At 64.6% G+C, this 19,275-nt stretch carries 22 protein-coding genes; 8 read left to right on the plus strand and 14 right to left on the minus strand.

Annotation, left to right across the window (positions count from 1 at the left end; genetic code table 11):
- Positions 1-24 precede the first annotated feature (24 nt).
- The 3 genes from ABVK50_RS00195 to dapD form a co-directional block, all read right to left on the minus strand.
- On the minus strand, positions 25-411 hold the full coding sequence (locus ABVK50_RS00195; RefSeq protein WP_353643367.1) for a DUF805 domain-containing protein: 387 nt from the start codon (positions 409-411) through the stop codon (positions 25-27).
- Positions 389-751, minus strand: coding sequence for a DUF805 domain-containing protein (locus ABVK50_RS00200; protein WP_353643366.1), 363 nt, complete (start codon positions 749-751; stop codon positions 389-391). Before ABVK50_RS00200 ends, ABVK50_RS00195 begins: the two co-directional genes overlap by 23 nt.
- A 70-nt stretch (positions 752-821) precedes the next feature.
- Positions 822-1,676: a 2,3,4,5-tetrahydropyridine-2,6-dicarboxylate N-succinyltransferase gene (gene dapD, locus ABVK50_RS00205; RefSeq protein WP_353643365.1), complete on the minus strand. Its 855-nt coding sequence runs from the start codon at positions 1,674-1,676 to the stop codon at positions 822-824.
- Positions 1,677-1,823: 147 nt separating this feature from the next.
- Here dapD and ABVK50_RS00210 point away from each other — a divergent pair, with 147 nt between their 5' ends.
- The 4 genes from ABVK50_RS00210 (at position 1,824) to ABVK50_RS00225 (ending at position 4,505) form a co-directional block, all read left to right on the plus strand.
- Positions 1,824-2,666: an LOG family protein gene (locus tag ABVK50_RS00210; protein ID WP_353643364.1), complete on the plus strand. Its 843-nt coding sequence runs from the start codon at positions 1,824-1,826 to the stop codon at positions 2,664-2,666.
- A 126-nt stretch (positions 2,667-2,792) separates the two neighbouring features.
- A complete protein-coding gene (locus ABVK50_RS00215; protein WP_353646988.1) occupies positions 2,793-3,155 on the plus strand; it encodes a hypothetical protein in 363 nt (120 codons plus the stop codon).
- Positions 3,156-3,221: 66 nt separating this feature from the next.
- The gene (locus ABVK50_RS00220; RefSeq protein ID WP_353643362.1) at positions 3,222-4,178 is read left to right on the plus strand and encodes a DUF1775 domain-containing protein; all 957 of its coding nucleotides are present in this window, start codon (positions 3,222-3,224) and stop codon (positions 4,176-4,178) included.
- Between the two features lie 57 nt (positions 4,179-4,235).
- Positions 4,236-4,505, plus strand: a complete 270-nt coding sequence (locus tag ABVK50_RS00225) for a hypothetical protein (protein WP_353643361.1) — start codon at positions 4,236-4,238, stop codon at positions 4,503-4,505.
- 11 nt (positions 4,506-4,516) lie between these two features.
- Here the strand turns inward: ABVK50_RS00225 and ABVK50_RS00230 are convergent, their stop codons facing one another.
- Positions 4,517-5,398 (minus strand): DUF817 domain-containing protein, encoded by an 882-nt coding sequence (locus tag ABVK50_RS00230; RefSeq protein ID WP_353643360.1) that lies wholly within the window; start codon positions 5,396-5,398, stop codon positions 4,517-4,519.
- The gene (locus ABVK50_RS00235) at positions 5,395-6,105 is read right to left on the minus strand and encodes a pyrimidine 5'-nucleotidase (protein ID WP_353643359.1); all 711 of its coding nucleotides are present in this window, start codon (positions 6,103-6,105) and stop codon (positions 5,395-5,397) included. The genes ABVK50_RS00230 and ABVK50_RS00235 overlap by 4 nt, the downstream gene beginning before the upstream one ends.
- 163 nt (positions 6,106-6,268) lie before the next feature.
- Here ABVK50_RS00235 and ABVK50_RS00240 point away from each other — a divergent pair, with 163 nt between their 5' ends.
- Positions 6,269-7,030, plus strand: a complete 762-nt coding sequence (locus ABVK50_RS00240) for a GGDEF domain-containing protein (protein ID WP_353643358.1) — start codon at positions 6,269-6,271, stop codon at positions 7,028-7,030.
- 15 nt (positions 7,031-7,045) lie between these two features.
- On the opposite strand, the gene ABVK50_RS00245 is transcribed toward ABVK50_RS00240, so the two are convergent.
- The 5 genes from ABVK50_RS00245 to ABVK50_RS00265 are packed head-to-tail and all read right to left on the minus strand — an operon-like array spanning position 7,046 to position 12,162.
- A complete protein-coding gene (locus tag ABVK50_RS00245) occupies positions 7,046-7,876 on the minus strand; it encodes a TIM barrel protein (RefSeq protein ID WP_353643357.1) in 831 nt (276 codons plus the stop codon).
- Positions 7,877-7,900: 24 nt separating this feature from the next.
- The gene (locus ABVK50_RS00250) at positions 7,901-8,518 is read right to left on the minus strand and encodes an NIPSNAP family protein (protein ID WP_353643356.1); all 618 of its coding nucleotides are present in this window, start codon (positions 8,516-8,518) and stop codon (positions 7,901-7,903) included.
- Entirely contained in the window at positions 8,505-10,253 is a 1,749-nt protein-coding gene (locus tag ABVK50_RS00255; protein ID WP_353643355.1) for an FAD-dependent oxidoreductase, read from the minus strand. Before ABVK50_RS00255 ends, ABVK50_RS00250 begins: the two co-directional genes overlap by 14 nt.
- Positions 10,250-11,086: an IclR family transcriptional regulator gene (locus ABVK50_RS00260; protein WP_353643354.1), complete on the minus strand. Its 837-nt coding sequence runs from the start codon at positions 11,084-11,086 to the stop codon at positions 10,250-10,252. Before ABVK50_RS00260 ends, ABVK50_RS00255 begins: the two co-directional genes overlap by 4 nt.
- Positions 11,083-12,162 (minus strand): Gfo/Idh/MocA family oxidoreductase, encoded by a 1,080-nt coding sequence (locus ABVK50_RS00265; protein ID WP_353643353.1) that lies wholly within the window; start codon positions 12,160-12,162, stop codon positions 11,083-11,085. Before ABVK50_RS00265 ends, ABVK50_RS00260 begins: the two co-directional genes overlap by 4 nt.
- Positions 12,163-12,348: 186 nt before the next feature.
- On the opposite strand from ABVK50_RS00265, the gene ABVK50_RS00270 reads away from it, so the two are divergent.
- Genes ABVK50_RS00270 through ABVK50_RS00280 form a run of 3 tightly spaced genes read left to right on the plus strand, consistent with a single transcriptional unit; the run spans position 12,349 to position 15,778 of the window.
- Positions 12,349-14,073 (plus strand): FAD-dependent oxidoreductase, encoded by a 1,725-nt coding sequence (locus ABVK50_RS00270; protein WP_353643352.1) that lies wholly within the window; start codon positions 12,349-12,351, stop codon positions 14,071-14,073.
- The gene (locus ABVK50_RS00275; RefSeq protein WP_353643351.1) at positions 14,073-14,972 is read left to right on the plus strand and encodes an NAD(P)-dependent oxidoreductase; all 900 of its coding nucleotides are present in this window, start codon (positions 14,073-14,075) and stop codon (positions 14,970-14,972) included. Before ABVK50_RS00270 ends, ABVK50_RS00275 begins: the two co-directional genes overlap by 1 nt.
- Positions 14,969-15,778 (plus strand): shikimate dehydrogenase, encoded by an 810-nt coding sequence (locus ABVK50_RS00280; RefSeq protein ID WP_353643350.1) that lies wholly within the window; start codon positions 14,969-14,971, stop codon positions 15,776-15,778. Before ABVK50_RS00275 ends, ABVK50_RS00280 begins: the two co-directional genes overlap by 4 nt.
- Before the next feature lie 24 nt (positions 15,779-15,802).
- Here the strand turns inward: ABVK50_RS00280 and ABVK50_RS00285 are convergent, their stop codons facing one another.
- The 4 genes from ABVK50_RS00285 to ABVK50_RS00300 all read right to left on the minus strand — a co-directional run bounded on the left by ABVK50_RS00285 (position 15,803) and on the right by ABVK50_RS00300 (position 19,275).
- A complete protein-coding gene (locus tag ABVK50_RS00285) occupies positions 15,803-17,068 on the minus strand; it encodes an ABC transporter substrate-binding protein (RefSeq protein WP_353643349.1) in 1,266 nt (421 codons plus the stop codon).
- A 93-nt stretch (positions 17,069-17,161) separates the two neighbouring features.
- A complete protein-coding gene (locus ABVK50_RS00290) occupies positions 17,162-18,211 on the minus strand; it encodes an aldo/keto reductase (protein WP_353646062.1) in 1,050 nt (349 codons plus the stop codon).
- A 10-nt stretch (positions 18,212-18,221) separates the two neighbouring features.
- The gene (locus tag ABVK50_RS00295) at positions 18,222-18,569 is read right to left on the minus strand and encodes a TIGR04076 family protein (RefSeq protein ID WP_353643348.1); all 348 of its coding nucleotides are present in this window, start codon (positions 18,567-18,569) and stop codon (positions 18,222-18,224) included.
- Positions 18,562-19,275 (minus strand): GntR family transcriptional regulator, encoded by a 714-nt coding sequence (locus ABVK50_RS00300; protein ID WP_353643347.1) that lies wholly within the window; start codon positions 19,273-19,275, stop codon positions 18,562-18,564. The genes ABVK50_RS00295 and ABVK50_RS00300 overlap by 8 nt, the downstream gene beginning before the upstream one ends.

Genomic DNA, 19,275 nt, shown 5'->3' on the forward strand with positions numbered 1-19,275 from the left:
TTTCGCGGCTCGTCCTGAACTGGCCTATTTCGGCTGATTGGTCGCCGCGCCGTAGCGGTTCGGGCCTGATGTGCCTGGGAAGATGCAAAGCACGAGAAAGGCAATTATGGAAACGACCGGTATGAACAGCGTGACGGCAATAATGCCGGGCTTGTCGAGATCGTGCAGACGCTTGACGCTGAGCGCAAGATTCGACCAGATCGAGATCAACACTGCCGCCCAGAACGCGAAGGCCCAGAACTGCCCTTGCGCGCTTTCCTCCGGTACCAGCGTGAAACGGTAGAGCAGGAACACTTGCACGACGGCAAGTAGCAGGCCTGCAAGAAAATAGGCCGCGCGGCTGACGCGGCCCGAGAAGCGGAAGAAAAGCCAGAAAAGCTGGTCTCGGTCAGGCAAGCGGGTCCGGTCCATATTGGTTTGCGCCTCTGGTGCCTTCGAGCATGCCTAGCTCGACGAGTATCCAGATTGCGCCGATGAAGGGCACAAGGGCTATAAGCGACCACCAGCCCGATTTGTCGCGGTCATGCCAGCGTTTGGCGTAGAGCGCCAGCGCCAGATAGACGGAAGCCAGTGAAACGAGAAGGCTGACGATCCCCATCTGGGCGCCGCCGCCGATATCGATCGACGAACCAATCAAGACATCGATCACAGTAGCCGCGATGCCGAGCACTATGAGAACGCCGATGCCGGCCCAGAACTTGGCGCGGTTTATGCGGCCGTCAAAGCTGGTGAGAAGCCATTTCCAATCCACGTCACCCCCTCCTGTATTAAACGCGACATAATTTCGCGCCCGCGGAAGGTGCGTCCGTTTCCGCGAAAGATCAATCTCTCAAAAGCTCGTTGATCGAGGTCTTGGAACGGGTCTGTGCGTCCACGCGCTTGACGATAACGGCGCAGTAGAGGCCCGGACCTGGCTGGCCGTTCGGGAAGGGTTTTCCCGGCAGCGAGCCGGCGACCACGACCGAATTGGCCGGGACCTCGCCATAGCTGATCTCGCCGGTGGCGCGGTCGACGATCTTAGTCGACTTGCCGATGAACACGCCCATGCCGAGCACCGAGCCCTCGCGCACGATGCAGCCCTCGACAACTTCGGAACGCGCGCCGATGAAGCAATTATCCTCGATGATGGTCGGCCCGGCCTGCATCGGCTCCAGCACGCCTCCGATGCCGACGCCGCCGGACAGATGCACGTTCTTGCCGATCTGGGCGCAGGAGCCGACCGAGGCCCAGGTGTCGACCATGGTGCCCGTATCGACATAGGCTCCGAGATTGACGAACGACGGCATCAGAACCGCGCCTGGCGCGATATAGGCCGATCGGCGCACCACCGCCGAGGGCACGGCGCGAAAGCCTGCCTTCTCGAAGTCGACCGCGCCCCAGCCCGAGAATTTCGACGGCACCTTGTCCCACCAGACTGCGTCGCCCGGACCACCTTTAACGATCTCCATCGGGTTGATTCTGAAGGACAGGAGCACCGCCTTCTTCAGCCATTGATTGACCCGCCATTCGCCGTCCGGCTTGCGCTCTGCGACACGCACCTGGCCGCGGTCGAGCAGATCGAGCGCGGTCTCGATCGCTTCGCGGATTTCGCCGCGCGTTTCCGTCGAAATGGCCTCCCGCTCGTCGAATGCCTTTTCGATGGTCTTTTCGAGGCTGGCCAGATCGGGCTTGGACATGATTTGCTCCGCTACACGCGCTGTTAAGGGCGCTGTCGTTAACGTGGTTTAAAATCGCGCGGACCCTATGTCAGAGGGATGTATCGGGTCAATCACGCCCAGCGTCACGGGACGGCGCAGGCAGGCAAAATGTGGACGGGGAAGCATATGAATCCGACGGAAAAGGCGGGATGGACGCCGCTGCCGCACGCGGACGAGGATCTGGAGCGTTCCAGGAGCGTGCCGGACACGCCGCAGACGCGCGCCGCGACCTACCGGCTGGCCTGGAACGACGAGGAGTTCATGACGCGGCGCGAATTGCGCCCGGTCAGACTGCAGCTCGAACTCCTGAAACCGGAAATGATCCTTGCGGAGCGCGGCATCCGCTCCACGGTTATCCTGTTCGGCGGAGCGCGCATTCCCGAGCCGGGCGGCGAAGCCTGGGCGGCCAAGGATGAGAGGCAGAAGCGCAATCTCGAGAAGAACAGCGTCTACTACGAGGAGGCGCGCAAATTCGCGCGGCTGTGCTCGCAGCATTCGGCGCTTTCCTATTACCGCGAATTCGTCGTGGTGACAGGCGGCGGGCCGGGCGTGATGGAGGCGGGCAACCGAGGCGCCGACGATGTCGGCGCACCATCGATCGGCTTGAATATCGTCCTGCCGCACGAGCAGGCGCCCAACGCCTATGTGACGCCGGAGCTTTGCTTCAACTTCCACTATTTCGCCATCCGCAAGATGCATTTCGTCATGCGCGCCAAGGCCGTCGCGGTATTTCCAGGCGGCTTCGGCACGATGGATGAGTTCTTCGAGACGCTGACGCTGATACAGACGGGCCGCATGGAGCGGGTGCCGGTGATCCTGTTCGGCAAGACCTTCTGGCAGCGCGCCATCGATCTGGACTTCCTGGCCGAACAGGGCACGATCACGCCCGGCGACCAGGACATAATTGACTTCGTCGATACGGCGGATGAAGCGTGGGAAATCATCGGCCGGTTCTACGAAATGCCGTGATTGCCGGTCGCGCCGCGATGCCGCAGAGCGTCGCGGTAGCGGGACGCAGTCTATTCCGCTAAGCATCGTCGGATGGAAGGCCGCAGGACATCGCCGGGTTGGTTTCAGACGCTCAGGCGTGACCGTGTGCTGTTTACTGTGGCCGCGACTCTGGTTCTCCTGGCACATCTGTTCCAGCCGCTGGCCGAGGCGTATGCCGCCAATACAGCCAAGGCCTGGGTCATCTGCACGATGTTCGGCGAGGCCAAGTCCCCGGCCGCAGATGGGGCTTTGCCGCCGCCCGGCGCTGCCGATGATTGCCCAACCTGCATAGGTGGTCCCTGCGCCGGGATGGATGCCCCGCCAAAGCTTTCGGCCGGTTCCAAGCCTGCCTTCGCCGCGCCGGCGGCCTATGCCGGCCAGTTCCCGCAGTGGCTCGAGACGGAGAACCCGCCCGCCCGCCTCAACGAGCCGCCGCCGGCCATCCGCGCCCCACCCCTTTCCGCCTGAAACGCGAATTTGTTCTTGCGCCCGCGCGCGAGAAAAATCTGTTTTGGACGCGAAAGGAAAAATACCATGCGCCGAATTCTCTTGCCGCTTGCCGCCGCCTGCGCGCTGACGGCCGTCTCGATCATCACCGCCCACGCCCACGCCTCCCTCGAAAAGCGGGAAGCCTCGCCGGGCTCCTACAAGGCCGTCGTGAGGATACCTCACGGCTGTGACGGGCAGGCGACCCATACGGTGCGCCTGCAAATCCCCGAAGGATATATCGGCGTGAAGCCGATGCCGAAGCCGGGCTGGATCATAGCGACGGTCAAGGGAGACTATGCCCGGAAATACAGTCTCCACGGCGATGAGATCATGTCCGGCGTCACGGAAGTGACCTGGAGCGGCGGTGACCTGCCTGACGATTTTTACGACGAGTTCACGGTCAGCGGAACGCTGGCCGGCGTCGAGCAAGGGCAGACGCTGTTCTTCAAAACGACGCAGCTTTGCGCTGCGGGCAAGATTGCCTGGACAGAGGAGCCGGCCGAAGGCCAGGACCCGCATTCGCTGGAGTACCCCGCCCCGATGCTGAAGATCGCGGCGAAAGGCGGCGACCATGAAGGCCACGGCGCTCAGAGCAGTACGCCCATCACCGTCGGCGATCTCGAAATCACCGGCCAGTGGGCGCGGGCAATGTTGCCCGGCCAGCCGGCCGGCGGCGGCTATATGACCATCGCCAATAAGGGAAGCGAATCCGACCGCCTCGTGTCGATTACATCGGCCGCTGCAGGCAAGGCCGAGATCCATTCGATGGAGGTGGTCGACGGCGTGATGGTGATGCGCCCGGTGACCGGTGGACTGGACATCCCGGCCGGCGCAACCGTCGAGTTGAAACCCGGCGGCTTGCACCTGATGTTCATGGAGGTCGCCCAGCGCTTCGAGGAGGGCGCAAGCGTGTCGCTGACGCTTGAGTTCGAGAAGGCGGGCAAGGTCGAACTGACGCTGCCAGTCAGGGCCGCCGGTGGCGGAGATCATTCCAACCACTAATACGGAACGTCGTGCGGGCTTCGGTGTTAACTTCGGCTATGCGCAAGGAGAACGCCGATGGCCCGCAGGACGAGACCGAACGACATGCCTGCCAAACGACGCGCGGCAGAAGCTGGAAAGCCTGCAGTCGACCAGCCGGCGAGCGATGAGAACGCTCTGGAAAAGCGGATCGAGCGGCTGGAGCGGCGGCTGGAGAAAAGCGTTCGCGGCAATGACGGGCTCGGCATTTCGCGAACCGATCGCGGTCTCGACGACAGCGAGACCGAAGACGCGCTGAAACGCGCGGTCGTCCGCTCGAATATCAAGCGCGGCAGCCGCAAGGCCTGAAGTCCGAGCGCCTATTCCGCCGCTTGCGGTTTGGCGGCCAACTCCGCCTCGGCCGGCCGTGGCCGATGGACGAACGTCACCAGCACGAAAGAGATGATCATCAGCAGATACCAGGAGCCGAGTTTCTGGATCGAAACCGGCGTCCATGCGTCCTGCTGTCCCGGATAAATCCACGCGCGCGACCATGTGCCGATATTCTCCGCGAACCAGATGAACAGCGCGACCAGCAGGAAACCGACCAGCAGCGGCATTCGGTGGCGGATGCGGAAGACGCGGTAGTGGACGACCGTGCGGAAATAGAGGATCGCCGTCGCGGCAAACAGTCCGTAGCGTACGTCGACGACATAGTGATGAGCGAAGAAATTGACATAGATCGCAACCGCGAGAACGGCCGTCGCCCAGAGCGGGGGATAGGCGGCGTAGCGCATGTCGAAAATGCGCGAGATGCGGGCGAGGTAGGAGCCGACCGCCGCATACATGAAGCCGGAAAACAGCGGCACGCCGCCGATCCGAAACAGGCTCTCCTCGGGATAGATCCAGGAGCCGGCCGACGTCTTGAATAGCTCCATCGCCGTGCCGACGATGTGGAAGATCAGGATGACCTTGGCTTCGGCGAGTGTTTCGAGCTTGAAGCCAAGCATGCCGAGCTGGATCGCCAGAGCAGCGAGAAACAGGAAATCGTAGCGTTCGATGCCGGCGTCGTCCGGCCAGAACAATCGCGTGGCGATGATGAGCGCCAGCATGGCTCCACCGAAGAGGCACGCCCATGCCTGCTTCAGGCCGAACACCAGGAATTCTACCAGTGCACCGTAAAGACCTCCCGCGGGAAGCCGGTCGAGCACGCCATGGGCGGCGGCGTCGATCCGTGCTTCGACCGAGGTGAATCGCTTCAAGCCGTCGGATCCTGGATCAGCGTGTTTAGAAAGCTGGCGAGATCGTCGGTGACGAAATCGACCGCATCGTCGAAGGCGGGATCGCGTTCCCAGATTTCGGAGAAGGTCGGCTCGAAATTCTTAGGCACGATCAGCACGGTCAGCATGCCGAGCGCCTTGGGCACGATCAGATTGCGCGCCAGATCCTCGAACATGACGGCGTTGCGTCCGGTTATCTTATGAAGCTCGAGGAAGCGGTCATAGGTCTGCTGCGCCGGTTTCGGCGTCAGCCCGGCCGCGACAATGTCGAAGATATCGTCGAAGTGATCGAGTATGCCGAGCTGCCGCGCCGTGCGCTCGGCATGGCCGCGATCACCATTGGTGAAGATGAACTTGCGGCCGGGCAACTGCTTGATGGCGACACCGAGCACCGGGTCCGGCACCAGCCACGAATAGTCGATGTCGTGGACTTTGTTGAGAAAGTCGTCGGGATCGATCTTGTGGCGCTGCATCAGCCCGGAGAGTGTCGTCCCGTACTCCAGATAGAGCTCCTTCTGAAGCTTGCGCGCCTCCTCGCGCGGAAGCGTCAGAAGTTCCGACACATAGGCCGTCATCTTCTGATCGATCTGCGAAAATAGATTGGTGTGGTGCGGGTAGAGCGTGTTGTCGAGGTCGAACACCCAGTCGGTGACATGGGCGAAGCGGGCGGGGTCGGGAAGCTCGGTCATAGCGTTCCTTACGCAAACATCGAGCCTTTTGGAAGCCGGTGCGCCCGGCCGGTCTTTCGCAACCGATGGTGGTGGAAATGCCGCAATGGCTCGAATTTTAGCCATCGCGGAAAGGAGACTTTCAGTGCTTTGCGGCATTGAGGCTGCCGAGCGGGGAGCCATCATGAACAGCATTATCGTGAGATCGGCAATTGTGGCGCTTCTGGCTGCTGCCGTCTCCGTGCTGATCGTTTCGGCGGCCGTTCCAGCACTTGGGGGCGCGGTCGACGGAACAGCCATCCTGATGTGCGTTTTATGCCCGTTGGCGACGGCGTGGCCGGCCAGCGCCTTCACATTCTGGCAGAGCGACAGGCTGAAGCAGGCGCATCGCGAACTCGCCCGGGCGCACGCGCAGCTTGCCGCAGCGCATCGCCGCCTGGCGGAAAAGGCCAGCCGCGACGACATGACCGGCATGCTCAACCGCGAAAGCTTCTTCGCCGCGCTTGACGGCTCGCGCCGCAAGTCGGATCGCGGCGCGCTGCTGATCATCGATGCGGATCATTTCAAGAAGATCAACGACAGTTTCGGCCATCTAACGGGCGACCGGGCGCTGCTCGATATCGCGGCGGCGATCACCCGCGGCGTGCGCAGCGGCGACGTTCTCGGCCGGATCGGCGGCGAGGAATTCGGCGTCTTCCTGGTCGGCGCCACGGCCAAGGAAGCCGAGCGCGTCGCCGAACGCATTCGCCGTGAGGTCGAACTGATCCGCTTCCGCCCGATCGACGAGCGCACTATCCCGCTGACAGTCAGCATAGGCGGCGCCAATTGCGCGGCGGACGCAAGCGTATCCGACCTGATGCGCGCCGCCGACAAGCGGCTCTACGAGGCAAAGAATGGCGGTCGTAATCTGGTGATCGTCGACAGCGGCATCGCCGAGGCTGCTTAGAACCACGGCTGGGTATCATTCCGCTTTCCAAGTCCGCCCCGCGGCTTCGAGCACGCGACGCGCTGCCGCGAGCGCCGCTTCGGCCCGCGCCTTTGGCCCGAGCGTGCTTGCCAGTTCGCGGTTCGGAACCTCGACGCTGATCGTGACGCCGTCGGGAATGGCGCTGGCGAGGCCGACGCAGTCGATGCCGCCTTCGCCGGGATTGAGCCGCGCGCTGCGGGCGATGCGGATCAGCCCCTCGTCGCTACGGTCATAATCTGCCGACCCATCGCAGAACTGGACGTAATTGATCAGCTTCGCCGGTAGCGCCTGCACTTCTTCAATTGTGCCGCCGGAGCGATCCCAATGCAGGGCGTCGACCAGCACACCGCCATTCGGCTCGCCGGCCGCCTCGACGATGGCGCGCGCTGATGCGAGGTTCGGCACGGCGGTCCAGGGCATGAATTCGAGATCGGCGGTCAGGCCGTAATTTCGGGCGAGGCGGCAGAAGCCGGCAAATGTACCAGTCAGCCTGGAGTGGTCGGGATCGTCGCCCGCCACCAGCACGTGGCGCGCCCCGAGTTGGGCTGCGTGATCGACAAAACGCTCGAAGGTGGAGATTTCGGTCTCGGGCTTCAGCCGGGCGATCTCGACATCGCCGACGGAAACGCCGGTTTCGCGAAGCGCCGCGACCGTTTCGCGCAACAAGGCCGGGTCGGTTATCAGCGGATAGGGTGCTTCGGTCGGCGCGGCCGGAAGCAGCCGCAGGCCGACCATGTCGTAGCCGGTTTCCCCGGCGATGCGGACAGCTCCGACCGGTCCGCAGTCGAACAGGGTCAGGAAGGCGAGGGACAGTTTGTGCGGCACGTCGGCCTCCACTATGGGCGAGGCTTATTTCAGCGGCGAGAAAGGCAGCGGCAGGGCGACCGCCGAGTACATGTCCGGCGTCAGCCAATCCGGCCCGCCCTTTGGCGGCCAGTTGCCGTCGGCGACGGATTTGGTGCGGGCGGCGTGACGCTCGTCGAGGCTGCGATATGGCCAGATTTGTGTGAAGCGGGAGCCGCCGTCGATCGAACACATGGCGACGGTGAGCGGCGAATAGGTTTCCCGCGTCGGAACGGCGGCTCGCCATTTTTCTTCCGTGGGGGCGAGCCCGTTCGGCTTCATCCGGTAAGTGCGGATCTCGTAGAACGGGCCGAAATCGCCGGTCTCCACCGGCGGGATGAAATCGAGCGGCGCATAGCTGTCCATCTTCAGGTCGGTCAGCAATTCAAGGCAGCCGAAGGGATTGGATGAGCGGCGCGCGCGCTCGCGCTCGGCGTGAAGATCGTCGCAGCTGTCGAACTCACGCAGCACGAACACCTCGTTCAGCCGGCCGATGTCGGAATACCAGGCGCCGATGAGCTTGCCCTTGGCGTCGGGCGCGGAGACATAGTCCTTGATTGCGGGCGCCGCCTTGCCGGCGCCGAAGATGACGGTGTTGAGCGTCGCAAATTCATAATACTTCACTGAATTTCCCCCCGTTTGATGGCGGCGGTCCCGAGACCGGCTGGCCGGCGAGCGTGCGGCCGATGACATAGCCGAATGTCATTGCGGGGCCGAGCGTGATGCCGCCGCTGGGATAGTGTCCGCCCATGATGCTCGCCATGTCGTTGCCTGCGGCGAACAGGCCTTCGATGGGGCAGCCATCCTTCGACAGCACGCGGGCGCGGTTGTCCGTGCGCAGCCCGGCGAAGGTGGCGAGGCTGCCGGGCAGTATCTTCACCGCGTAGAACGGACCCCTTTCAAGCGCGCCGAGAGACGGATTCGGCCTGTGCCCAGCATCGCCCTGCACGCGGTTGTAGGATGTCGCGCCGCGCCCGAACTGCGGATCGGTGCCTTTGATCGCGCTGGCATTGAAACCGGCGACGGTCTCGGCAAGCCGGTCGGGATCGATGCCGCATTCCCGCGCCAGCGCCGCAAGATCCTTGGCTCGCTTCAAATAGCCGTTGCGGACATAACGGCCGATCGGGAACGGGAACGGCTTCGACCAGCCGAGTCCGTAACGGCGCTGGGCGCGATGGTCGCAGATCAGCCAGGCGACCGGCACCGCTCCGGCAGGCGTGACCTGCAGCAGCGCGCTGATGAAATCGTGGTAGGAATCGGCCTCGTTGACGAAGCGGTGGCCGGTCGCGTCGACGGCGATGAAGCCCGGCTTGGCGCGCTCGACAAGATGGGGGAAATGGCCGCTCGCGCCATTCTTCAGCGGCACCAGCGAGACCGGCGCCCAGGCTCCGGCATTGACGAGATCGTCGGCGATGTCGGCGCCGATTGCCTCGCCCATATCGAGCCCGTCGCCGGTATTAGTTTCGAGGGCCGCGGAATAGTGGCCCGATCCGTCCGGCGCGTGCTCGAACAGTTTTGCTATCCGCTTGCGGTCATGCGGGAAGCCGCCGGCGGCCAGCACCACGCCGGCCTTCGCCGTGACGATCTCCTCGACGCCAGTGCGCCGGATGATTGCCCCGGTGACGCGGCCGTCGGTCTTTATGAGGCGGACCACTGGCGTCGAGGTCAGCACCGTTACGTCGAGGTCGAGCGCGCTGCGCAGCAGGCGGGCGACGAGCGCGTTGCCGTTGACGAGGTGCATGCCGCGGCCATGCACGGCCAAGTCGCGGAAATGACGCAACAGGCGGCGCGCCGCATAGAGGGCGGAGCGCGGCGAGCGCGTCGCATTGAGGAAATGCGCCATGTCGGCGCCGCCGGCTACGCCCATGCCGGCGAGGCTGATCAGGTCGAGCGGCGGGCGCAACTTGTTGATCCACGGGCCGAGTTTGCGGCCGTCATAGGGGGCGGCCGAAACCGACCGTCCGCCGAGCGCGTGGCCGGGCGTGGCGTGGAAATCGGGTATTGTATTGCCGGAGATGAACTCGACCGCGGTGTTCTTCTCGAAGAACGCGACCATTTCCGGCCCGTTCTCCAGGAACGTATCGATGCGCGGATCGGCGGCGCGGTTCTTCAATTCGCTTGCGAGATAGCGCCTGGGCTCGGCGGCATCCTCGCCGATGCCGGCGCGGCGGGCGAGCGGGTTGCGCGGGATCCACAGCCATCCGCCGGACCAGGCGCTGGTTCCGCCAATCACCGGCTCCTTCTCGGCAACGACGACCTTGAGGCCATGGAATGCGGCGGTAATCGCTGTCGACAGGCCGGCGGCGCCGGAGCCGACGATGAGCACGTCGCATACGCCGATCGCGCCGTCAGTGCTCATCCCGACAGGCTCTCGGCTTGCGATGCGCCCGGTGACAGGCTGCGGGCGCGACGGAAGAAGCGCGACGCGCTGCTTGCCTGGCCGAGCTCGGCGGCCGCGGCTTGCAACGGCGCGGCGAGTTCCTTCATGCGCTCAGGCGTCAGGCGGGCAGCAGGCCCGGCGATGCTGAGCGCTCCGATCACAGTGCCCTGCTGGCCCATTCGGACGGGTACGGCCATCGCCGCCATGCCGACTATGTAGCTGTCGACTGCGACCGAATAGCCGCGCTGCCTCGTATCTGCGAGCCGCTTGAGCAGCTCGCGGGCGGTCGCCGGCGCGTTGGGGCCGGGAGTCTGCAGCCTTGGCACAAAACCCTGTTCGGCAACCATCATCAGGGCGGCGTCGTCGTCGAGTGTGGACAGGAAAGCCTGCCCGCCCGCCGTCGAGGCGAGGTGCAGGACGACGCCCTGCTCCTGGCCGGGATCGTAGCGCAGGCCGGTGGTTGCGCCTTGGGCGACGGCGACCCAGACCAGCTTGCGGTCGTCGATGACGCTGAGCCGGATGAGTTCGCCGCTGGCGGCAGCGAGGCGGTCGAGGATCGGCTGGGCGATGTCGGTGACGCCGCTCTGGCCGAGGAAGCTCAGGCCCATGGCCGCGAGCTTGATGGTCAGCGAATAGTCGCCCTGCGCACGGTCCTGGCGCACATAGCCGAAGCGGGCGAGTTCGTTGAGCAGGCGGTGGGCAGCGCTCGGCGGCAGGCCCAGGCGGTTGGCGATGGCGCTGACCGAGAGGCCCTCGGCATTTTCCGAGAGAAGTTCGAGTATGCCGAGCGACCGTTCGAGAACGCTGGTCATGCCGCATGCTCCGAATTGGCGGGGCGGGCGGAAACGGCTTCGACCTGTGTTTCGTGACCGCTCTCGGCCGCTCGGCGGATCGCGTCGATGGTGGCAAGGTTTTTCGCCGCTTCGATGCCCGACACCAGAGGCTCGGCGCGGCCAGCGATCACCGCGCCGAAATGCCTTATCTGCGCTCCGTAAGGATCTTCCGGCTCGATGGCGAGGGTCTGCCGGTCGAGCGTTTGCGTCCAGCTCTTCTCGCCCTTATGCGACCAATATGTCAGATCGGGCAGCGACAGCCCGCCGTCCGATCCGGCAAAGAAATGCGACTGCACGGGATGCGCCGGAAAGCGCTCTATGTTTTCGCCGGCTGAAAGATCCCAAGCCCAGGGCCCGACCGCGGCATCCGAGACCGTCAGCGACGCCAGCCCGCCATTTTCGAAGCGGAGAATGGCTGCTGCTGTGTCCTCGACCTCGAAGCCGCGCACAGCATCGGAACTGATCGCCGAAACCGAGGCGACGTCGCCGAAGAAATGGCGCATCAGGTCGATCTCGTGGATCAGATTGATGAGCAGCGGCCCGCCGACTCCCGGCTGAAGTCGCCAGGCGGCGTCGAAATAGTTGCCGCCCTTGTAGAGCGAGCAGACCACAGACGCCATGACGAGACTGCCGATCGCGCCTTCGGAGATCGCCTTTTTCGCCGCTCGGATGATAGGGTTGTGGCGACGGTGATGGCCGACCAGCAGCGGCACGCCGGTGCGCTCGGCGACTGCGAGCAGAGCGGCTGCTTCGGCGATCGTGTTGGCGATCGGCTTTTCGAGAAGCACCGGCAGGCCGGCTTCGAGCAATTGGGCGGATATTGACACGTGCAGTTCGTTGGGCGTCGCCACGATCACGCCATCAACGTCTCCGGCTGCAATCATCGCCTTGACGCTGGCATGGAGCGGCACGCCGCGGGCTTTGGCAATCTCGTAGGAGTTGGGACCCGGATCAACAATGCCCGTCAGCCGGAAGCCGTCCGTCCGGGCGATCGTTTCCATGTGGGTGATACCGATGAGGCCAGCTCCCACCAATCCTATGCGAATGTCCGCCATTGCTCCATCTTCTCAACGGTGGTCGGCACCGAGCGCCGAGATGCACTTCTCTACGCCAAGTGCCTAGAAATTGGAAGGATATTTAATTCTTGAATGCCATTCCAATTCTGCTATGAAAACCCTCTTTCACGTCGCAGACCAGCCTTGGGATTATGGGGGCTGGGAGGTTTCGTTCGGGGCCATTCGATGAGCAAAGCATCAACCGTTCTGGCAGGCATTCCGGATGGCGCGCGCTACGACGTGGCGGTGCTTGGCGCGGGGGCCGCCGGCATGGCGGCGGCGCTCTACGCCGCGCTCGAAGGAAGGCGCGTCATCCTGATCGAGCGCACCGAATATGTCGGCGGCACTTCGGCCTTTTCGGCAGCGACCACCTGGGTCCCCAACACACATCATTCCAAGGCGATCAGCGCGGACGACAGTTTTGAGAAGGCGAGCGGTTACCTCGACCGGGCCGTTGGCAACCGCTCCTCCAAAGCGATCCGCGACGCTTTCCTGAAAGCCGGTCCCGACGCGATCCGCATCATTGAGGAAGGCGCGGGCGTGAAATTCCGGCCGCGACCATTTCATCCCGATTATCTGTCCGAACTGGAGGGATCAACCTCGTTCGGGCGGGCGCTCGAGCCCCTGCCTTTCTCCGCAAAGGATCTCGGCAGCGATCTCGACCTGATCCGGCCGCCGATCCCGGAATTCACCATTCTGGGCGGCCTGATGGTCGACCGCGACGACATCGCCAATCTGCTGGCGATGACGAAGTCGCTCAAGGCGGCGCGCTATTCGGCCAAGCTCATCGGCAGTTACTTCCTCGACCGGCTCAGCCATTCGCGCGGCACGCGGTTGGTGATGGGAAATGCGCTGATCGGGCGAATGCTGGAGGCGGCGCGCCGGCTCGACGTCGAGATCGCAGTGAACGCCCGCGTCACCGAGATCAACGAGACCGAAGGTCGGGTGACGGGCATTGTCGCCGTCCAGGACGGCGTGGCCCGGCGGCTTTCGGTCAGAGGCGGCGTGGTGCTGGCGAGCGGCGGTTTCGCGAGACATCCGGAGCTCAGGCAGAAATATTTGCCGAAGCCGGTTCCGGAACACAGTCCCTCGGCGCCCGGCCACACCGGCGAACTGCACGATCTGGCGTTGAAGCTCGGCGCGCATCACGGCGAGGGCGCACAGCAGAACTGCTTCTGGGCGCCGGTTTCCGTGCGCAAGCGCGCCGACGGCACGATCGCCGTTTTCCCGCATTTCGTCTTCGACCGCTCGAAGCCGGGCATCATAACGGTCGGGCGCGATGGGAAGCGCTTCGTCAACGAAAGCACGTCCTATCATCTCTTCGTCAGCGCGATGTTCACCGCCAACAGGGACGGTTCGACCATCCCGGCCTACCTGATCGCGGATAATGTGGGCCTGAAGAAATACGGGCTGGGCATGGTCCGGCCTGGCGGCAAGGGACTAAAACCTTTCCTCGCCGACGGCTATCTGACCAAGGCCGATACGCTTGCCGAGTTGGCGCAAAATTTCGGCATCGACGCCGGAGGATTGGCGGCATCTGTCGCATCGATGAACGAATATGCCCGGACCGGCGTCGATTCCGATTTCAGGCGCGGCACGACGATCTACGAGCGCGCCAACGGCGACCCCACTCACGGCCCCAATCCGACGCTCGGGCCGATCGGGGCGGCGCCCTTCTACGCGGTGAAGCTCTACCCCGGCGACATAGGCTCGGCGATGGGGCTGGTGACCGACGAGAATGCGCGCGTACTGCGCAGGGACGGTACGCCGATCGACGGACTTTACGCGATCGGCAACGACATGCACTCGATCATGGGTGGAACCTATCCCGGCCCCGGCATCACCATCGGGCCGGGCATCACTTTCGGCTACATCGCCGCCACGCACGCCTCGCGCCGGGCGGCAGGCTGATGCGGGTTCTGGTAACAGGCGGCTGCGGATTCCTGGGAGGGTGGGTGGTGCGCGCGCTGGTCCGACGCGGGCATGAGGTGCGCATCCTCGACGCGAGGCCGGATACAGCCCATCTCGACTTCGTCGAGCCTGGCCTATCGAGCCAAGTCGAGATCCGCGCCGGCGACGTGACCGCAAAGGACGAGGTGATGCGGGCAGCGGAGGGCTGCGGCAGCGCCGTCCACCTTGCTGGCATCATGACCGTCGACTGCCGCCGCGATCCCCTGCGCGCGGCGAACATCAATCTGATCGGCAGCCTCAATCTGTTCGAGGCTGCGCTGGCGACCGGCATCCGGCAGGTCGCCTATGTCAGCACGGCCGGCATCTTTGGACCCGACGACGGACGCAATCCCCGGCCGATGACGCATTACGGCGCGCTGAAGCTCGCGGTCGAGGGTTGTGCTCGCGCCTATTTCGTCGATCACGGACTGCGCAGCGTCGGCTTCCGGCCCTACATCATCTATGGGCCGGGCGAAGGTTCGGGCATCAGCGCCGGACCGAGCATCGCCTGCCGGGCAGCGCAGCGGGGCGAGGCCGCCGAGATCAGGTTCACGGGCCGGGTCGGCATGGTCCATGTCGAGGACGTGGCCGAAGCCTTCGCCGTTGCCGTCGAGACCGAACTGGACGGCGCCGAAGCGCACAATCTCGTCGGCGAGGTGGCGACGATCGACGCATTCGTGGAGGAACTCGGGCGTCAAGTTCCCGGCGCCCGCATCACTGCGTCCGGAGCGCCGCTTCTCATTGCGTCCGATCTCGAAATCGCGCCGCAACCGGCCTGGCTGGCCGCGCTGCCCACGACGAGCGTCGCTGAAGGGATCGCGCGCACGCTTGCGCACTATGCAGAAGGACGCCCGACATGACCCTGAAGCTCGACGGCGAAACCCGGCTGTTCATCATTATCGGCGACCCGATCGCCCAGGTGAAGTCGCCGGCCTTCCTGTCCGAGATTCTGGCGCGGCGCGGCGCCAACGCACTGGTCGTGCCGGCGCATGTCAGCACGGCCGACCTGCCGGCCTTCATGCGCTCGGTGCCGCTGATGCAAAATCTCGACGGCATCGTGGTGACAGTGCCGCACAAATTCGCCGCGCTCGATTATTGCGACCTGCCGACCGAGCGGGCGGCGTTCGTCGGTTCGGTCAACGTCCTGCGACGGCTTCCGGACGGGCGCTGGGACGGCGACAATCTCGACGGCGTCGGCTACCTCGACGGCATCGCCAGGGAAGGCTTCTCGGTTACCGGCAAGTCGGCGCTGCTCGTCGGGGCGGGCGGCGCCGGTTCCGCGATTGCGCTCGAAATATTGGAGCGCGGCGCAACGCGGCTCGCCATCCACGACGCCGACGCGGAGCGCTGTGACCGGCTGGTCGCCAGGCTGGCGGGACGCTTCCCCGGCCGCGCGGAAGTCGGGAGCGCGGACCCGACGGGCTTCGATCTCGTCGCCAATGCGACGCCGATGGGAATGCAGGAGGGCGACCCTCTGCCGGTCGACACCGCCCGCTTGTCGAAGCATCAGTTCGTGGCCGATGTCATCACCAGGCCGGCGGTTTCGCCGCTCGTGCAGCATGCACGCGAGTTGGGCTGCGGCACGATGATGGGCGTCGGCATGTTCAACGCGCAGGCCGAACTGCTTGTCGACCGCATGCTCGGACGGGAGCAGGCCGCGCGCTGACGCACGGCCTGCCGCCTCTCAAGCCTACTTGGCCAGTTCGCTCTTGATCTTGCCGACCTCCTCGGCGCTGATCTCGCCGACCGTGGTGACTTCGCCGTTCTGGATGCGCCACAGGCGGAACGGACCGGTGATGTCGCCATATTCGTCGAAGCTGACCGGGCCGATGACGCCTTCATATTTGATCGGCTTGCCTTCCTTGATGAGGCCGAGCGCCTTGGCGAACTCCTCCTTGCCGGCGTGGATCGGCTCGCCGCCGGGCGTGACCACCTGCGGGATCGCCGCCTTGATTGCGGCGGCATCGCCCTTGCCGGCCTTGGCGACGGCGAGTGCCACGATGGCGCCGGCGTCGTAGGAGCGGTCAGCGGCCGGCGCGTCCGGCTTGATGCCGCCCGAGAATTCCTCGTAGGCGCTGTTGAAATACTCGGTCGAGGCGGTCGGGCTGGTGCCCGACGAGGTGCCGTAGGCGTCGTTCAGATACTGCGCGCCGACGGCTTCGATGAATTCCGACGAGTTCATGCCGTCATTGAGCAGGAATTTCTGCGGACCGCCGCCCGAGATCCAGGCGCGCGCGATGGTCGCCCCGTCGACCGGATAGCTGACGAGGTAAAGCGCTTCCGGCTCGCCGGCCATGGCCGCGCTCGCCTCGGAAGAGTAGCTCGCCTGCTTCTCATTGTAGGGCGTTACCGACGTGATGGCGCCGCCGAGCTTTTCGTAGGCGGCGGTGAATTCGCGCACCATGTTGACGCCGAAATCATTGTTGACGTGGATGATGGCGATCTTCTTCAGGCCCTGGTCGAGCGCGTATTTGGCGGCGGCCGTGCCCTGCAGCGCATCCGAAGTGATGGTGCGGAAGAACACGCCGTTGGTCTTGCCGTCGCGGGCAAGCTGGGTCAGCGTCGGCGAGGACGAGGCGGGGGAAACCTGCACAACGCCGGCCGGAGCGGTGACCGAGGTCAGGATCGGGATCGACACTGATGAGATGATGCCGCCGATGATGACCGGCACCTTCTTGATGTTGACGAGCTGCGTCGCCTGATCAACGGCGACGGTTCCCTGGCTCTGACTGTCCCGCGTATCTGTGACGAGATTGCAGCCGCCGACGCCGCCGGCCTCGTTGAAGTCGCGGAAGGCCATCTCGACGGACTTCGCGCCGGCCTGGCCATAGGCGCCGGCCGGGCCGGTCAGTTCCATGACGACGCCGATGGTGATGTCGCAATTCTGCGCGGCCGCAGGCAGGATCGATGCCCCAAGGCCTGTCATCAGAGTGGTGATAAGAAGCAGTTTCTTCATGTCGCATTCCCCTTTTTGTCTGGCCGGCATGGGCGCGGCCACTGGTTCATTCTTGCTTGCGGTATTCTCGCGCCGTCTCCCGAGGCGCGGCTTTCAGGCGGCTCCCTTGTTGAGATTGTATTTCATTATCGAGCCGTGGCGTCCGCCGCGGTCGCGCTCCAGCTCGTAGACATCGCCGGAGAGTGGGTTAGCCATGGCCAGGACGGCTTCGATCCGGCCATGGTCGTCTTCGGTCAGCGCCAGACTGGAGATCGCCAGATTGGACTGGAGGTGCGAGCGGTTGCGCGCGCCGACGATGACCCCGGCAACGCCCGGCCGCGAGAGCATGGCTGCGCTCGCCACCGTCGCGATGTCTACGCCGTGGCGGTCGGCAATGCCGCGCAGGGTTTTGAGCAGGGTCTGGAAAAGGTCCCAGCCGCCGAAATCGTCGATGATGAGCTTGTATTTGACGAGCGAGCGGTTTTCGAGCGGCTCGGTTGGCTCGGCGGCGCCGAGCCATTTATCGCCAAGGAAGCCGCCGGCCACCGTGCCGTAGCAGAGGAGCGATACGCCGTGGCGGGCGGCCTCGGCCGCCATGCGCTTGGCCGGCCGGGCGTCGAGCAGCGAATACTGCACCTGCATGGAGACCAGCGGCACGCCGCCCTCGATCATAGCGAGCATGTGGTCGGTGTCGAAATTGGTCCCGCCGATCTGGCCAATCTTGCCTTCCCGGCGCAGTTCGCCCAGCCATTGCCCCGCCTCCAGCCAGCGCGGCGCGTCGTAGTCCCACCAGTGGAACTGAACGAGGTCGAGGCATTCGAGATTGAGCCGGCGCAGCGACTGGTCGATGACGCCTTCGACATAGGCTTTGGTTATGCGTGGCAGCACGTCCAGATCGGGCACGAATTTGGTGTGGACCCGGATGCGGTCGAGCGCTTCCTGTCCGTGTAGGTCGCGATAGCGAAGACGGAAGCGGCCGATCAGTTCCTCGACGCCGGTGTAGATGTCGGCGCAGTCGAAGGTGGTGATGCCGGCGTCGGCGAACGCGATCATGTCGGCGATCGGGTCATCGCTGCGGACGGCGCCGTGCCCGCCGGCGAGTTGCCAGCCGCCGCGAATGACACGCGAGATTTCGTAGCCCGGCGCCAGCTGGATGCGCTGCATGGTTTTCCGGTCAGTCATCGAGCGGCACCGCCGTGATCTGGGCATGGCTGAAGCGGCGAAGGCCGAGCCGCGTGATGCGGAAGCGCGACGAGCAGTTTGGGTCGGGGCAGGCCACTTCCGCGTCGGTGGTCATCCAGTCGTTCTTGTGGGTCGGCCGCTGCTTTGCGGGGAGCAGCGGCAGGAGCGAAGCCAGCGAATAGATCGAAAACCCCTGGCCGGGGGGCAGATGCAGCATCTCGCCGCGCAATTCGAAATGGTCGCCGACCTTGGCGCCGCAGTAGATCGCGCCGCCTTCCGGTGCGGTGACCTCGACGCGTAAATCGTAGAGCTCGAAGGTATCGTCGCGGGCGTCAGGCATAGCTCACCGCCTTTTCCGGCATGTCCTGCTCATCAAGGCGGACACGGATGAGATTGAAGGAACGGGTGATGTCGTCGGTCAGCGCCTTGATGGAGCCGGCGACGTCGCCGCGTTCCAGCGCTTCGATCAGCGCCCAATGATGATGGGTGGCGGGTGTGTCGCGGCGCTCGTCATGGATATGGGCGGCGGCGCGCACATAAGGCCCGGACTGCAGCCACAGGCTCTCGACGATCGGGATCAGCACCGCCGAGCCCGCGGCGCGGTAGATGTAGAAATGGAAGGCGTGGTTGAGTTCCGAGGTGGTCTGCGCCTTGTCCTTTTCATCGCCGCGAAACGCCGTCTCGCATTCGATAGTGAGTTGCCTCAGCTTTGCGAAATCCTCGCCCGAAAGATTGGGCAGAGCGAGTGCGGTGATCTGCCCCTCGATCAGGCAGCGTGCGCGGGCGAGATCGTCCAGCCTTTCGCGGGTGATGACGGGCACCCGCACCGAGCGGTTGGGCAGCGCCTCCAGCGCCTGCTCGGAAACCAGCCGGCCGAGCGCCTCGCGCACCGGCATGGTGCTGGTCTGCAGCGTCTCCGCCACATCCTGGATGCGCAGCATGTCGCCGGCGTCGAACATGCCATGGATCAGCGAGCGGCGCAGTTCGGCATAGACACGGTCGTGCAGGGTTTCGCGGCCGACCGGGGAGAGCGCCCTGCGGCTCAT

The sequence above is a fragment of the Mesorhizobium sp. WSM2240 genome, assembly GCF_040438645.1.
Taxonomy (GTDB): Bacteria; Pseudomonadota; Alphaproteobacteria; order Rhizobiales; family Rhizobiaceae; genus Allomesorhizobium.